Source organism: Ruegeria sp. CDSC054 (assembly GCF_059610645.1).
Window position 1 is genome coordinate 34,174 of record NZ_JBXWOA010000011.1, and the last position, 13,255, is coordinate 47,428.

Here is a 13,255-nt window from a genome sequence, read left to right on the forward strand (position 1 = left end):
AGATAGGTAGCGGCTGTCGGACATACCAGCGCTTTCCCGCTCTTGCCCGTTGCGACGCAGCGCGTTACCAGCAGCGCATGCCTAGATACGCACTGAAAGTCGAATACCAGGGGGAACCGTTTGCCGGGTGGCAGCGGCAAAAAGATCAGCCGTCTGTTCAAGGGGCAATCGAACAGGCTCTGTCGCGCATCGAGCCCGGCGATCACACCATTGCCGCCGCTGGTCGCACGGATGCAGGCGTACACGCGCTGGGACAGGTTGCTCATTGTGATCTGACCAAGGAATGGGACCCTTTTCGATTGTCCGAGGCGCTGAACTATCACCTCAAACCGCAACCCGTAGCCATCGTTAAAGCCGCACGTGTGGATGACGACTGGCACGCGCGTTTTTCAGCGCTCGAACGGCAATACCTGTTTCGTATCCTAATGCGCCGTGCCCCGGCAACCCACGACGCCGGGCAGGTCTGGCAGATCAACCATCAGTTGGACGTCGACGCGATGCAGGCGGGCGCGGATATGCTGATCGGGCGGCATGATTTTACCACGTTCCGTTCTTCGATTTGTCAGGCTGCAAGCCCTGTCAAAACCCTGGATGAGCTGAGCGTCGAGAAAATTGACGGTTTTTCAGGGCCAGAGATACATTTTCACGTTCGCGCCCGGTCCTTCCTGCACAATCAGGTGCGCAGTTTTGTCGGAACTCTGGAACGTGTCGGTGCCGGCACCTGGACGCCCGAGGATGTGCGGGATGCGCTGGAAGCCTGCGACCGAGCCGCTTGCGGGCCGGTTTGCCCGCCGCAAGGTTTGTATCTGGCGCGGGTCGGATATCCGGAACCGGTTTTCGATTAAATCGCGCGCAGAAGCAGGCCACATGCAATCACAGCGATCAGCAGGCCTGCCACAAGCTCAATAGTCGGAGCCAGAACCGAGGCAAATCGCGTGGCCGAAGCCGAGGCCAGAAGCCCTCCGCGCAGTCCGAACGACGTCCAACCGACCAGAGTTGTGACGGTCGCCGTGCCCAGCGCCATTGCGAAAGCGCCAGCAATGCCGACCATCGCGATACCCATCTGCCACGTCAGGATCAGAACAAAGAGAGCTCCGGTACAGGGGCGCGCGGCAATTCCTGCGATCAACACCACCGCTTCACGCAGGCTACCGACTTGGGCCACTTCGTCGGCAGTAGGGCCATGGCGATGCCCACAATCAGAACAGACACCATGGTCATGGTCGTGATGTTCGTGACCGTCATCGTGCGAGTGGTCGTGGCCATGATGATGCACGTTTTCGCTGCGATGGCGTCGCGCAAAACTGCGAATGGACCGAAAGATCAACCACAAACCGATCGCTGCAATGGCGCCATAGCTGATCGGGGCCATAACCTTTTCAGTCGTGTCGACAAGGCTTGCCCGAGACATTTGGAACACCAGTACCCCGGCATAGACCAGAACCACTGCCGTCACCGCCTGCCCCAAGCTGGACAACAAGCTGATCGCGGACAGGCGCAGAAAGGCCACGTTGCGACCCAATCCATAACCGCCGATCAGTACTTTGCCGTGGCCAGGACCGATGGCGTGAAAAAAGCCGTAAGCAAAACAGACTGTCAGCAGCGTTGCCACGGCCTCGGGTTGTTCCGCACGCGCGGCGCGCAAAGCGCGGGCGATCTGGTTCTGAAACTCCCGCTGCTCACCAGCGGCCCAAGCGGCCAAATGGTCAAAACCACCGCTGCCCCAAAACCACAGCAACAGACCAACGGCGATGGCTACAGGAACAATCAGGTACTTGGACATGAAAGACGGACCTCGGTCGCAAAGCTTTCCCCAACCAGGGGGATATCGTTTTCTTCAAGGTCATAGTCGGCGTCCAAGGTCTGTAGGAACGCCTGCATCTGCGCCAGTTGCCCGTCAATATCCGCGTCAATCCGGCTGATCTGACAAGAGGTGGGTCCAGATACCGATACCGGGCGGGTCACTTCATAAGCCGTGTAGTAAGATTCATCATATGCTTTTGCGACGACTGCGGTTGCCGGCACTCCACCGCCTTCCACCGCGCGCAGGTGGGTTGTCACGATACGGCCATCCTCGGTGGTCGCTTTGGCCTCCATCGGCCCTGACAAATCGACCGGCGCACCATCGGCGAACACCACGAGATCGCCATTATATCCTTCGACCCACTGGGCATCAAAGCCGGACAGAAACTTTTCTTCGCTCTCGGTCAGAATGCCATCGGAATCCTGATCCAGCTTCATATCTTCAAGCTGAAACAAAGAGAAAAGCTCATCATACGCCCAAGTTACCCTGACATGGGTCAACTGGCCGCTATCATCCACAATAAATTCCAGCCCGGTGTCGATAAAGACATGCGGGTGGGCCAATACCGGAACCGGCAGGCAACAGGAGAAAAGGGTTATGAGCCATCGCATAGGCAAAAGATAGGGGCTTGGCCCGTGCCCGGCAACGTGTTTCGACAGACCCGTGCAGGAACTGGCCAAACCAGTCACTTCGGCGGGAACAAAACCAGTGTCTGCAACGCTGTTCCGACCGGGCCTTCGGTGTCGAACAGAACCGATTGCGACATCCCTATTCCTGAAGGTTGCCAATGAGATACGGACTGCGAGGCCAACCAGTCCGATTTGGGTTCACGATGAATCTGGACCGTCAGATCGGTGTTCATGAACCCCATCTCCGACGTCGGTGCATTCCACGAGATCCCGTTGCCACAATCCGACAGCGGGCAAAGCGCCTGAATCGGCGATTGCGCCTCGCCTTCCAACAGCTTCGGGGTAAGCATCCAGATTGTCTTTGGACCGGCTTTCTGGTTGCCACCCTTGGGGTAGAGAATGTTCGAATGGTTTGCGAACCCCGGCAGGTCATGGCGCGTTTCGCCAATCGGAAACGGGCCTGTCACCGCGTCCTCAAAGCCGGGTGTCGCAAGCGAGACGTTGGGAACCGCCCCCAAATCGCGACGCACCATATGCATCGTGGTGGCCGTAGCGCATAGTGTATCGTCCAGATCGTGCACCGTGACACGTGTGGTCGCTAACGTTTTGGTATGGCGCGTGGTCTCCGCGGCAACCCGCAGACCTGTCAGCGGCAGAGGGCGCAGCAAATCCACCGTCAGCCGGGTCAGCATTTTTTCCGGCCCGACCTCTGTTTCAGCCGCGCGGACGATCAGCCCCGCGACCGGACCGGCATGACAATGATCCGCAGACCAAGGCCCGCGTGCGGGATCATTGCCGACAAAAGCTCCGTCAGCCCGAACGTGGAAATAGGCCTGTTCCTTCAGATCCGGTTTCAACACCACCTAAAACCTCAGACTTTTTCCTGCGTGTGCTTTTTCAACTCGGCCCGCGCCACCTGACGGCGGTGGACCGCATCCGGCCCGTCGGCCAGCCGCAAAGTACGCACATGGGTCCAGGCCGTCGCCAGCGGCGTGTCCTGACTGACCCCCTGCCCGCCGAACATCTGAACGGCCTCATCGATGACTTTGAGTGCGACACGCGGGGCGACGACCTTGATCTGGCTGATCCAGGGTGCCGCCGCACGGGCATCGCCCTGATCCATGTACCAGGCAGCCTTCAGGCACAGCAAGCGCGCCATTTCAATCTCCATCCGGCATTCGGCAATGATATCGAAATTCGCCCCGAGTTGCGCCAGTTTCTTGCCGAAGGCTTCGCGCTGCAGCGACCGTTTGCACATCTGTTCCAGCGCCGTTTCAGCCTGACCAATTGCGCGCATACAATGGTGGATACGGCCGGGCCCAAGGCGACCTTGCGCGATCTCGAACCCGCGGCCTTCGCCCAGCAGGATATTCTCGGCGGGAACCCGAACGTTGGTAAAGCGAATGTGCATGTGGCCGTGCGGGGCATCATCGTGGCCGTAAACCTGCATCGGTCGCAGAACCTCGATCCCTGGCGCATCGGCAGGCACAACAATCATCGACTGCCGCTTGTGTTTGGGTTGCTCGTCACCTGCCGTCTTGACCATGACGATATAGACCTTGCACCGTGGATCACCCGCCCCAGATGACCACCATTTTTCACCGTTCAGTACATAATCGTCCCCGTCCCGCACACAGGACATCGATACATTCGTAGCATCCGATGACGCCACGTCCGGCTCTGTCATCAAATACGCGGACCGGATATCGCCGTTCAGCAGGGGTTTCAGCCACTGCTCTTTCATCTCGTCCGTGCCATAGCGCTCGAACACTTCCATATTACCGGTATCGGGGGCCGAACAGTTGAACACCTCGGCCCCAAGAGGCGTTTTGCCCATCTCTTCGGCGAAGTAAGCATACTCGACCGTGGTCAAGCCAAAGCCCTTGTCGCTGTCTGTCAACCAAAAGTTCCAAAGTCCGGCAGCCTTGGCTTTGGCTTTCAACCCTTCGAGGATTTCAGCCTGACGTTCGGTGTATTGCCAGCGGTCGCCCTTATCGATTTCGGCCTGGTATTCTTCTTCCAGCGGCATGATCTCATCCCGGATCATATCTGCCACACGTTGTAGCAGTGCGCGATTTTCTTCGCGCAGACCGAATGACATGTTCATGAGCTTTCCTCCTCAGGCCCAAAGAGCGGGCTTTACCTTTGAACAGAGAATGACTTAGCTGCCGATGGAATGTCTAGCTGTGTGACGGAACGTCAACTCAATCAAAATGAAATTGCGAGGGTGATTCATGGCGCTACTGATCGAAACCGGTCTGACCGACTGGATAAGCGATGATGACATCGCCAAAACGATCCGAAACATAAACCCCCGTGCGGATGTGCGAACCCGGGAAACGATTGGAGATGCAAGCGAAATCACCATGGTCGCTGTTGTCGGCCTGAACAACGACCACCCCAAACGGCTGCCGAACCTGCAACTGGTCCAGAAACTGGGCGCGGGCGTTGAAACGATTGTTGGCAACCCGAGCCTGCCCGATCATGTCCGTATCGCACGGCTCAAGCCCGATGCGCCCGCGCAAGGTATTGCCGAATGGTTTGTCGCTTATGTCCTTCACCATCAACGGAACATGGCATTTCACGAAGCTGCCCAGCGCAAGGCAGAATGGGTGCCCAAAGCCCCGATATTCACGCCGGACACAGTAGTGGGCGTTCTGGGCCTGGGCCATATCGGCGCCCGCAGCGCCAGGATGCTGCGCGCCATCGGTTTTCAGGTCATGGGGTGGAGCCGATCCCCGAAAGAGATCGAGGGTGTCACTTGCCTACATGGCGAGGATGCGCTGCCGACGTTGCTAGGCCAATGCGACCACGTTTGCGCCATTCTGCCGTCCACGCCGCAAACCGTCGGCTTGTTCGACGCGCAGATGCTGGCCGCCATGAAGCCCGGAAGTCAGCTGTTGAATGCGGGGCGTGGTGATCTGATTGACGAAAATGCGCTGATCGAAGCCTTGGACCGTGGAACGCCGGGCCACGCCGTTCTGGACGTAACCAGTACAGAACCCTTGCCCTCAGACAGTCCGCTCTGGGCACACCTTGGCGTCACAATCACTCCGCATGTTTCTGGCTGGCACTTAGGCGAAGCATTGGCGGACGTTGCAGAGAATTTCCAACGGTTGTCCGCAGGGAAGCCCTTACTGCACGAAGTCGACCGCACACGCGGCTACTGAGTCGAAATCAGGGCGTCAGAACCCAGTTCCCGCCGGCGTCCCGGCAGTTGCGGGTTCTGACTTCGCGTGATTGTTCGGCCCCGGCAGGCACAATGAAATGCTGAAGATGCACGCAATTGTCCCGAACCTCGCGCACCCGGACAGTACCTTTTGATCCGGTGTCGTCGTTCGACCAGTTACGTTCGGTTCCGACCTGAGGCGTTCCATCTGCCAACATCGCATTGGTCGTGGCGTTGACGACACTGTAGTCCTCGGGGCTCAACCCCATTTCAGCGATGATTCTCGAAAGTGGCTTGGCCTGTGCCAGTGAAACCGCGCCGATCACAACGGCTGCTGCAAAAAAGGGTGAAATCCAGGCTTTCATGATCTTCTCGCCTTGCTGAAATAAGTTTGGTCACAAGACTATACCGCCGGGGCACGGGGGCCAAGCCCCGCTGGCCGACCTTCAAATAATACCGAACAAACCTATCGCGACTCGAGTGCTAGGACCGCCGCGCCAATCGCCTCATAGTGCCTCAAACACGAACCAGAGGCATGAAATGGCACAGCCCACCTATTACGCGCCCACAGGCGGACACCCCGGACAAGACCAGCTGTTGACCGACCGCGCCATGTTTACCGACGCCTATGCGGTTATCCCCAAAGGCACCATGCGCGACATCGTCACCAGCAACCTACCGTTCTGGGAAGGCACCCGGCTTTGGGTTCTGTCCCGCCCCCTCAGCGGATTTGCCGAGACGTTTTCGCAATACATCATGGAAGTTCAGCCCGGCGGCGGCAGCGACCACCCTGAAACTGACCCTCAGGCGCAGGGCGTTCTCTTTGTTGTCGAAGGTGAGGTGACCCTGACATTAGGCGGTGCTGTCCATGTCCTCGAAACCGGCGGATACGCCTATATCCCGCCCGGATCGGATTGGACACTGCACAACAGCGCCGAAAAAACCGCCCGATTCCACTGGGTTCGCAAAGCCTATGAAGCCGTTCCCGGCCTGCCTGCTCCAGATCCGATCATCACCAACGAACGTGATGTATCGCCCGTCGAGATGCCCGGAACTGAGGGGCGCTGGTCCACGACCCGATTCACCGATCCGCAGGATCTGCGTCATGACATGCACGTCAACATCGTCAACTTCGAACCTGGCGGCGTGATTCCCTTTGCCGAAACCCATGTCATGGAACACGGGTTGTACGTGCTGGAAGGCAAGGCGGTCTATCGGCTGAACCAGGATTGGGTCGAGGTAGAGGCCGGCGATTACATGTGGTTGCGCGCCTTTTGCCCGCAGGCCTGCTATGCAGGCGGACCTGGGCGCTTTCGCTATCTGCTTTACAAGGATGTGAACCGGCACATGCCGCTTATGTTGTCCAAACGCTAGGCTATTAAACGCTTTTTTCGGTCAGGGGTTCACAGAAGCGCGTGAATCTGGTGAAATGATAGCGGATTTTAGCACTGGAGATTGTTCAATGGTACTGCGTGTAACGATGCTGGCACTGGCTGCTGCGATTGGTTTGACAGCATTTGATGCAACGCCTGTCGCCGCAAAGGAAGAAACCAAGCAGGTTTTTGTCATGAGCCGCACCTGGGCGGTGACACAGGTCTCGGACGCTCCGGTCGTGTACCGCGCGACGCGCGACAACAACAACCTGAACCCCTTTGGCCCACCGCCGCGCCTGCGCACCATTCAGGCCATGGCCGCCTTTCAGCAAGCGACCGGGTGCAGACCGATCGTGGCCAGCATGTATCAGAACATTTCGGGTCAGTTCTTTTCGCAGGTTAGTTGCAACTGACCATAAGTCACAACGGGCATTGAGCTATTGGCAGCGCGCTGCCATAGCTTGCGCATGAAACTTGCAATCAACGGATTCGGCCGTATTGGCCGCACAATCCTGCGGCAGCTGCTGGCTTTGCCGCAGGACACGGATATCGAGCTGGTTCTGATCAACGACATCGCCCCGCTTGAGACTTGCGCATACCTGTTCAAATATGACAGCACCTTTGGCCCCTACCCCGGCACAGTAGAACAGGGCGACGCGGCGATCGTCGTCGATGGGCGCACAATCCCCATGACGCACAGCCCCAATCTGGCACATGTCGATCTGGCCGGTGTCGACGTTCTGATGGATTGCACCGGCGTTGCCCGTACCTCGGATGTGGCCAGTCAGGGCCTGACCGCCGGGGCTCGCAAGGTGCTGATCTCTGGCCCCTCGCCCGCGACCGAAATCACAATCGTTCTGGGGGCCAACGAAGATCAGTTGGGCAACGCTCGCATCGTGTCCAACGCGTCTTGCACAACCAACGGGCTTGCGCCCTTGGTCAAAGTGTTGGACCAGATTGGCGGGATCGCGTCAGCCCATATGACAACGATTCACTGCTATACGAACAGCCAACCAATGGTGGACGCACCACGCGGCGATCTGGCCCGTTCGCGCGCCGGCGCGCTGTCTATGGTGCCCACCACATCCAGCGCCACCCACCTGATCGACGACGTCATGCCGCATCTGGCCGGGCGCATCTCGGGCGCTGCTGTTCGGGTCCCGACGGCCAGTGTATCCGCCATTGATCTGGTGGTGACGCTGGATCGCGGAATGTCACCCGACTTGTTCGAAGCCGAACTGCGCGCAGCCGTCCAGACATCGCCCGTGCTGGGTTGGACAGATCACCCTCTGGTCTCGTCAGACCTGCGTACACGCCCAGAGTCACTGGTTATCGCAGGACCCGAGACACGTATGGTCGGTGAACATCAGGTCCGTGTTTTCGGCTGGTATGACAACGAATGGGGATTTTCGGCACGCATGTTGGATGTTGCCCGCCTTATGACAGATGGCTGAATGTGCGCGGGCGCAGCGGGCGGGCTTGCCCGCGCGCTGCTTGGCCCAACGGGTCACAAGCATCTTTGATGCGCATTGACCGGGCGGGAGAACCCTATCCACCTATGATCTCGAACGGCGCGTCAAACCAGAACTCCTCCAGATTAGCCCCCCCACCAATCCGATCAATCACAGCGAATAAGCCGGGTCCGTACAATGGGGTCAGCACCCCATGCCAAGTGCCGCGAAAATAGTTCACACCCTGTCCGGGCTTGGTCACAAATGCCTGCGGATGTCCGGGCCGCCCGCCCTCATCCGGGGCCACGACAACCAGAAAAGGCTGATGTGTCATTGGGATGAAAGCCTGACTACCCTCGGGGTGACGCTCTACCATATCCAGTTGATAGGGCAAGGATCGCGGATTGGCGTTGAACAGGCTGATACCGGCGCGCCCGTCTGTGAAATCCAGTCGCGCCAGATCATGGTAGCGACCACATTGCCCTTGATTGATGATCTTGTCCGGATCACCGGTCACTTCGATGACATCACCGAATGGGGCAAATGCCTTGGCCGTCAAAGGCGCAGTCCCGACTTGCGCGCTCATGAGGGTAAAATGTCCCGCAACCGGAATTCGGCGATCCGCTCGACCTGACGGCAAGCCTCTGCGAATTCGGTGTCTTTATCCTGATCGATCCGCCGTTGAAACGCCTGGAGGATGGACGCTTTGTCGTGATCACGCACGGCGATGATAAACGGAAAACCGAATTTCTCGGTGTATTTCTTGTTCAAGCCCGTGAACATCGCACGCTCATCATCTGTCAGAGCATCCAACCCGGCCGAAGCCTGCTCGGACGTGCTTTCCTGCGTCAGCCGCTTTGCCTGCGCCAGCTTTCCGGCCAGATCCGGGTGCGCGATCAGGACACCCATCCTTTCGTCCGCAGAGGCGGAGCGGAACATGCGGGTCAATGCACTGTGCAGCCCTCCGGCCGTGTCATGCGCCGGCCCCAATTCCAACTCATACGCCCGTTCGGCAATCCAGGCGGAATGCTCGAAGATGCCACCATACGCCGCCACGAACGCATCGCGATTCATCTGGGCAGTTTTCGGATGCGGCACCGCCGGATGGTGTTCGGCCCAGTGCTCGGCGATCTGCAACCGTGTCGCAAACCAGACATCGGAAAAGCCGCGCGCGTATTCCAGAAACCGTTTCAACGCCATCACCCGGCCCGGTCGTCCGATCAGGCGGCAGTGCAAGCCAATCGACAGCATCTTGGGCGCTCCGCCCTCGCCTTCGGCGTAAAGCGCGTCAAAGCTGTCCTTGAGGTAAGAATAGAACTGGTCACCCGCGTTGAAGCCTTGCGGCGTGGCAAAGCGCATGTCGTTGCAATCCAGTGTATAGGGCACGATCAACTGATCCCGCCCACCGGTCTGCATCCAGTACGGCAAGTCGTCCGCATATGTGTCGGCCACATAGGCAAAACCACCCTCTTCTGCCACCAGACGAGCGGTGTTTTCCGAACAGCGCCCCGTGTACCAACCGCGCGGACGTTCCCCGACGACTTCGGTATGTAGGCGGATCGCCTCGGCAATCTGTGCGCGCTCTTCGTCTTCGGGCATGTCTTTGTGTTCGACCCATTTCAGGCCGTGGCTGGCAATCTCCCAGCCCGCAGCCTTCATCGCGGCCACCTGATCCGGCGAGCGGGCCAGAGCAGTCGCGACACCGTAGACCGTGATCGGCAGATCCTGCATCAACCGGTGCAACCTCCAGAATCCGGCGCGCGCGCCGTACTCATAGATCGACTCCATGTTCCAATGGCGCTGGCCTGGCCATTGCGCGGCCCCCACGATTTCGGACAGAAACGCCTCGGACGCTGCATCGCCGTGCAGAACACAGTTCTCGCCGCCCTCTTCGTAGTTCAGCACGATCTGAACGGCCAGCTTTGCACCGCCTGGCCATTGGGCGTCTGGCGGGTTGGCACCGTAGCCAATCATGTCACGAGGATAGCGAGGGGGCTGCATGGCATCTTCCATTCTTGAACTTTTGAATAGCTTTACCTCAGAAACACGCCGATGATTATCAAATCAATCCGAACGCTGTTTCCGGTTCTTTCGGCATTTCCACTGTTTCGGACTTTGCGCCACACTGTGACAAAGCAAAAGACAAATCAAAGGAGAGACCTGTGGCTGGCTATCTGACAACCCATGTTCTGGACACTGCACGCGGCTGCCCGGCTGAAGGGTTGAAAATCGCACTCTATCGGGTGTCGGGGAACTCCCATCGCAAAATCGCCGAGATGGAGACCAATTCGGACGGGCGCACAGACAGCCCAATCTTGCCACAAGACTCGTTCAAAACTGGCACTTACGAGCTGGTTTTCTTCGCAGGAGACTATCTGCGCGCCTCAGGTCAAGCTGCTGAGGACCCGCTGTTTCTTGATCAGGTGCCGCTCCGGTTTGGCATGTCTGATGCCGACGCACATTATCACGTGCCTCTGCTGCTTTCCCCTTACGGCTATTCGACCTACCGGGGCAGTTGAACCGCGGGATGGGGTTGCCGCTAAGCGGCAGCTTTATGTGTCAGCAGTTTCCGACCCACGCACGACCTTGCCGATCCGCGCAATCATGAAATCCATGAACAAACGCGCCTTAGGGTCCTGATGGCGGCGATGGGTGTACAGGCAGGCCATTTGAACAGACACCGGCGGCGTTTCGACCGCAACGGGGACCAGACGCCCCGAACTGAGGTGTTCGGCCACTTCAAAAACCGGTTTCATAGCAATCCCTTGCCCCGACAGCGCCCAGTCGGTCAGCACATCACCGTCGTCACATTCGAACCGGCCAGAGACTGCGAACCGCTTGGGACCGTCGGGCGTTTCCAATTGCCACTGAAACTCGGTCGCGCCGGGAAACCTCAGGTTCAGGCATTCATGGCGCTGGGAAACGAGGTCCGTGCCCGTTGCAGGCATGCCCCTGCGTTCAACATAGGCAGGAGCGGCACAAAGCACGCGCTGGCAGTCGGCGATCTTTCGAATACGCAGAGTACTATCTTCAGGCTGGCCGATGAAAAAGGCAAGATCCAAACCTTCGGTCGTCAGATCAACGGATCTGTCCGTCAACCGCAAGCGCACATCGATCTCGGGGTATTCTGCAAGAAAATCGGGCACATGCGGTGCCAAAACCCTGCGCCCCACCCCTAGCGGAGCGGCAACGAACAACGATCCACGCGGCGCTTCGGTCAGATGGACGACCTGCGCTTCGGCATCGTCCACCGCATCCAAAACAGCCACGGCACCGGGATAGAATGCCCGCCCCTGCTCTGTCGGGCTGAGATTGCGCGTTGTTCTTTGAAACAGACGCACGCCCAGATGATCTTCAAGCTGAGATATCCGCGCCGACGTCACCGCAGGCGAGATTCGCAGGTCTCGCCCGGCAGCGGACATGCTGCCAAGGTCGTAAACCCTGACAAAGGTGCGGATGTTGTCTAGATAGGACATCTTTTCGTTTTTTTTGATACAGTTTGACAATATCAGGGAATACCGAAGAAAGTGCCCTTTGCCTAGTGTGACGGCAACCAATCGGAGAGCTTTCTCATGTACGACTTCGCCGTTTTCTGGGACTGGATGGCATTTGCCGTGCGCTGGCTGCACGTTATTACCGCCATTGCCTGGATCGGATCCTCATTTTATTTCATCGCACTGGACCTTGGTCTGAACCGCGACATCCCCGGCCCGGCGGATGGCGAGGAATGGCAGGTTCATGGCGGCGGTTTCTACCACATCCAGAAATACCTGGTCGCGCCCGAACGGATGCCGGAACACCTGGTTTGGTTCAAATGGGAAAGCTACGCGACCTGGCTCAGCGGGGCCGGGTTGCTGATGATCGTGTACTGGGTGGGCGGAGAGCTTTATCTGATCGACGCACAAAAAGCCGATCTGGCGCTGTGGCAAGGCATTCTGATCTCGGCCGCCTCGCTGACAGTTGGTTGGCTGATCTATGATTTCCTGTGCAAATCGGGTTTGGGCGAACGTCCGACCCTGCTGATGGTGCTGCTGTTCGTCCTACTGGTGGTGATGGGCTGGGGGTACAATCAGGTTTTCACCGGTCGCGCCATGATGCTGCATCTGGGTGCCTTCACGGCCACGATCATGACAGCCAACGTGTTTTTCATCATCATGCCGAACCAACGCATCGTGGTAGACGATCTGAAGAACGGCCGTACACCTGACCCAAAGTACGGCAAAATCGCCAAGCTGCGCTCGACGCATAACAACTACCTGACGTTGCCGGTCGTGTTCCTGATGTTGTCGAACCACTACCCACTGGCATTTGCGACAGAATACAACTGGATCATCGCGGCTCTGGTCTTCCTGATGGGCGTGACCATCCGACACTACTTCAACACGCGCCACGCTCGGGCAGGCGATCCAACCTGGACATGGCTGGTCACTGCGTTGCTGTTCATCGCAATAATGTGGTTGTCTACTGCCCCTATGTACAAACCTCTGGAAGAGGCCGAAGCACAGCCACTGACACCGTTTGAACAGAAATATGCTGCCGCCGATGGCTTTGAAGAGGCCCATGACGTCGTTCTTGGACGCTGTTCGATGTGCCACGCACGCGAACCGGTGTGGGAGGGCATTTTGTGGGCGCCAAAGGGCGTATTGCTGGAAACTGAAGGCGACATTGCCCGCAACGCCCAGCAAATCTATCTGCAGGCGGGGGTCAGCCATGCGATGCCCCCCGCAAACGTCACCTACATGGAGCCCGAGGACCGAGAAGCAATCATCCGCTGGTTCCGCAACGCCGGTTCCTGATCCCGAGACCGATCAATCACACAGGCCGCAAAA

15 protein-coding genes are annotated in these 13,255 nt (G+C 58.3%); 7 read left to right on the forward strand and 8 right to left on the reverse strand.

Annotation, left to right across the window (positions count from 1 at the left end; translation table 11 throughout):
• Positions 1–77: 77 nt before the first annotated feature.
• The gene (gene truA / locus AC2FGC_RS18080) at positions 78–845 is read left to right on the forward strand and encodes a tRNA pseudouridine(38-40) synthase TruA (RefSeq protein ID WP_496726851.1); all 768 of its coding nucleotides are present in this window, start codon (positions 78–80) and stop codon (positions 843–845) included.
• On the opposite strand, the gene AC2FGC_RS18085 is transcribed toward truA, so the two are convergent.
• The 4 genes from AC2FGC_RS18085 to AC2FGC_RS18100 all read right to left on the reverse strand — a co-directional run bounded on the left by AC2FGC_RS18085 (position 842) and on the right by AC2FGC_RS18100 (position 4,540).
• Positions 842–1,783: a nickel/cobalt transporter gene (locus tag AC2FGC_RS18085; RefSeq protein ID WP_496726850.1), complete on the reverse strand. Its 942-nt coding sequence runs from the start codon at positions 1,781–1,783 to the stop codon at positions 842–844. The two genes, truA and AC2FGC_RS18085, sit on opposite strands and share 4 nt — an antisense overlap.
• A complete protein-coding gene (locus AC2FGC_RS18090) occupies positions 1,768–2,367 on the reverse strand; it encodes a DUF1007 family protein (protein ID WP_496779524.1) in 600 nt (199 codons plus the stop codon). Before AC2FGC_RS18090 ends, AC2FGC_RS18085 begins: the two co-directional genes overlap by 16 nt.
• Before the next feature lie 122 nt (positions 2,368–2,489).
• The gene (locus AC2FGC_RS18095) at positions 2,490–3,296 is read right to left on the reverse strand and encodes a thioesterase family protein (RefSeq protein ID WP_496783074.1); all 807 of its coding nucleotides are present in this window, start codon (positions 3,294–3,296) and stop codon (positions 2,490–2,492) included.
• An 8-nt stretch (positions 3,297–3,304) separates the two neighbouring features.
• A complete protein-coding gene (locus tag AC2FGC_RS18100) occupies positions 3,305–4,540 on the reverse strand; it encodes an acyl-CoA dehydrogenase family protein (protein WP_496726847.1) in 1,236 nt (411 codons plus the stop codon).
• A 127-nt stretch (positions 4,541–4,667) separates the two neighbouring features.
• Between AC2FGC_RS18100 and AC2FGC_RS18105 the strand changes: the two genes are divergently transcribed.
• The gene (locus AC2FGC_RS18105; RefSeq protein ID WP_496783076.1) at positions 4,668–5,603 is read left to right on the forward strand and encodes a 2-hydroxyacid dehydrogenase; all 936 of its coding nucleotides are present in this window, start codon (positions 4,668–4,670) and stop codon (positions 5,601–5,603) included.
• 7 nt (positions 5,604–5,610) lie between these two features.
• Here AC2FGC_RS18105 and AC2FGC_RS18110 read toward each other — a convergent pair whose 3' ends face one another.
• Positions 5,611–5,967 carry a hypothetical protein gene (locus AC2FGC_RS18110; RefSeq protein WP_282152597.1) on the reverse strand — a complete coding sequence of 119 codons (357 nt, stop codon included), beginning with the start codon at positions 5,965–5,967 and terminating at the stop codon, positions 5,611–5,613.
• 175 nt (positions 5,968–6,142) lie between these two features.
• Here AC2FGC_RS18110 and AC2FGC_RS18115 point away from each other — a divergent pair, with 175 nt between their 5' ends.
• The 3 genes from AC2FGC_RS18115 (at position 6,143) to AC2FGC_RS18125 (ending at position 8,429) form a co-directional block, all read left to right on the forward strand.
• Positions 6,143–6,976, forward strand: a complete 834-nt coding sequence (locus AC2FGC_RS18115; RefSeq protein ID WP_496726845.1) for a bifunctional allantoicase/(S)-ureidoglycine aminohydrolase — start codon at positions 6,143–6,145, stop codon at positions 6,974–6,976.
• Positions 6,977–7,064: 88 nt separating this feature from the next.
• Positions 7,065–7,388, forward strand: a complete 324-nt coding sequence (locus AC2FGC_RS18120) for a hypothetical protein (RefSeq protein WP_496726844.1) — start codon at positions 7,065–7,067, stop codon at positions 7,386–7,388.
• Between the two features lie 54 nt (positions 7,389–7,442).
• Positions 7,443–8,429: a type I glyceraldehyde-3-phosphate dehydrogenase gene (locus AC2FGC_RS18125; protein WP_496726843.1), complete on the forward strand. Its 987-nt coding sequence runs from the start codon at positions 7,443–7,445 to the stop codon at positions 8,427–8,429.
• A gap of 94 nt (positions 8,430–8,523) precedes the next feature.
• Here AC2FGC_RS18125 and AC2FGC_RS18130 read toward each other — a convergent pair whose 3' ends face one another.
• Both AC2FGC_RS18130 and puuE read right to left on the reverse strand, forming a co-directional pair.
• Entirely contained in the window at positions 8,524–9,012 is a 489-nt protein-coding gene (locus AC2FGC_RS18130) for an ureidoglycolate lyase (RefSeq protein ID WP_496726842.1), read from the reverse strand.
• Entirely contained in the window at positions 9,009–10,427 is a 1,419-nt protein-coding gene (puuE, locus tag AC2FGC_RS18135; RefSeq protein ID WP_496726841.1) for an allantoinase PuuE, read from the reverse strand. The genes AC2FGC_RS18130 and puuE overlap by 4 nt, the downstream gene beginning before the upstream one ends.
• A gap of 161 nt (positions 10,428–10,588) precedes the next feature.
• Between puuE and uraH the strand changes: the two genes are divergently transcribed.
• Positions 10,589–10,945, forward strand: a complete 357-nt coding sequence (uraH, locus tag AC2FGC_RS18140; protein ID WP_496726840.1) for a hydroxyisourate hydrolase — start codon at positions 10,589–10,591, stop codon at positions 10,943–10,945.
• A gap of 33 nt (positions 10,946–10,978) precedes the next feature.
• On the opposite strand, the gene AC2FGC_RS18145 is transcribed toward uraH, so the two are convergent.
• Positions 10,979–11,902, reverse strand: coding sequence for a LysR family transcriptional regulator (locus AC2FGC_RS18145; protein ID WP_496726838.1), 924 nt, complete (start codon positions 11,900–11,902; stop codon positions 10,979–10,981).
• Positions 11,903–11,998: 96 nt separating this feature from the next.
• Between AC2FGC_RS18145 and AC2FGC_RS18150 the strand changes: the two genes are divergently transcribed.
• Entirely contained in the window at positions 11,999–13,222 is a 1,224-nt protein-coding gene (locus AC2FGC_RS18150) for a urate hydroxylase PuuD (protein WP_113791601.1), read from the forward strand.
• The last annotated feature ends 33 nt before the right edge of the window (positions 13,223–13,255 follow it).

Excerpts from the sequence above, each read along its gene's own strand:
- truA (WP_496726851.1), top strand. The coding sequence starts at position 78 with ATGCCTAGATACGCACTGAAAGTCGAATACCAGGGGGAACCGTTTGCC.
- AC2FGC_RS18085 (WP_496726850.1), bottom strand. The coding sequence starts at position 1,783 with ATGTCCAAGTACCTGATTGTTCCTGTAGCCATCGCCGTTGGTCTGTTG.
- AC2FGC_RS18100 (WP_496726847.1), bottom strand. The coding sequence starts at position 4,540 with ATGAACATGTCATTCGGTCTGCGCGAAGAAAATCGCGCACTGCTACAA.
- AC2FGC_RS18105 (WP_496783076.1), top strand. The coding sequence starts at position 4,668 with ATGGCGCTACTGATCGAAACCGGTCTGACCGACTGGATAAGCGATGAT.
- AC2FGC_RS18110 (WP_282152597.1), bottom strand. The coding sequence starts at position 5,967 with ATGAAAGCCTGGATTTCACCCTTTTTTGCAGCAGCCGTTGTGATCGGC.
- AC2FGC_RS18115 (WP_496726845.1), top strand. The coding sequence starts at position 6,143 with ATGGCACAGCCCACCTATTACGCGCCCACAGGCGGACACCCCGGACAA.
- AC2FGC_RS18120 (WP_496726844.1), top strand. The coding sequence starts at position 7,065 with ATGGTACTGCGTGTAACGATGCTGGCACTGGCTGCTGCGATTGGTTTG.
- AC2FGC_RS18125 (WP_496726843.1), top strand. The coding sequence starts at position 7,443 with ATGAAACTTGCAATCAACGGATTCGGCCGTATTGGCCGCACAATCCTG.
- AC2FGC_RS18130 (WP_496726842.1), bottom strand. The coding sequence starts at position 9,012 with ATGAGCGCGCAAGTCGGGACTGCGCCTTTGACGGCCAAGGCATTTGCC.
- puuE (WP_496726841.1), bottom strand. The coding sequence starts at position 10,427 with ATGCAGCCCCCTCGCTATCCTCGTGACATGATTGGCTACGGTGCCAAC.
- AC2FGC_RS18145 (WP_496726838.1), bottom strand. The coding sequence starts at position 11,902 with ATGTCCTATCTAGACAACATCCGCACCTTTGTCAGGGTTTACGACCTT.
- AC2FGC_RS18150 (WP_113791601.1), top strand. The coding sequence starts at position 11,999 with ATGTACGACTTCGCCGTTTTCTGGGACTGGATGGCATTTGCCGTGCGC.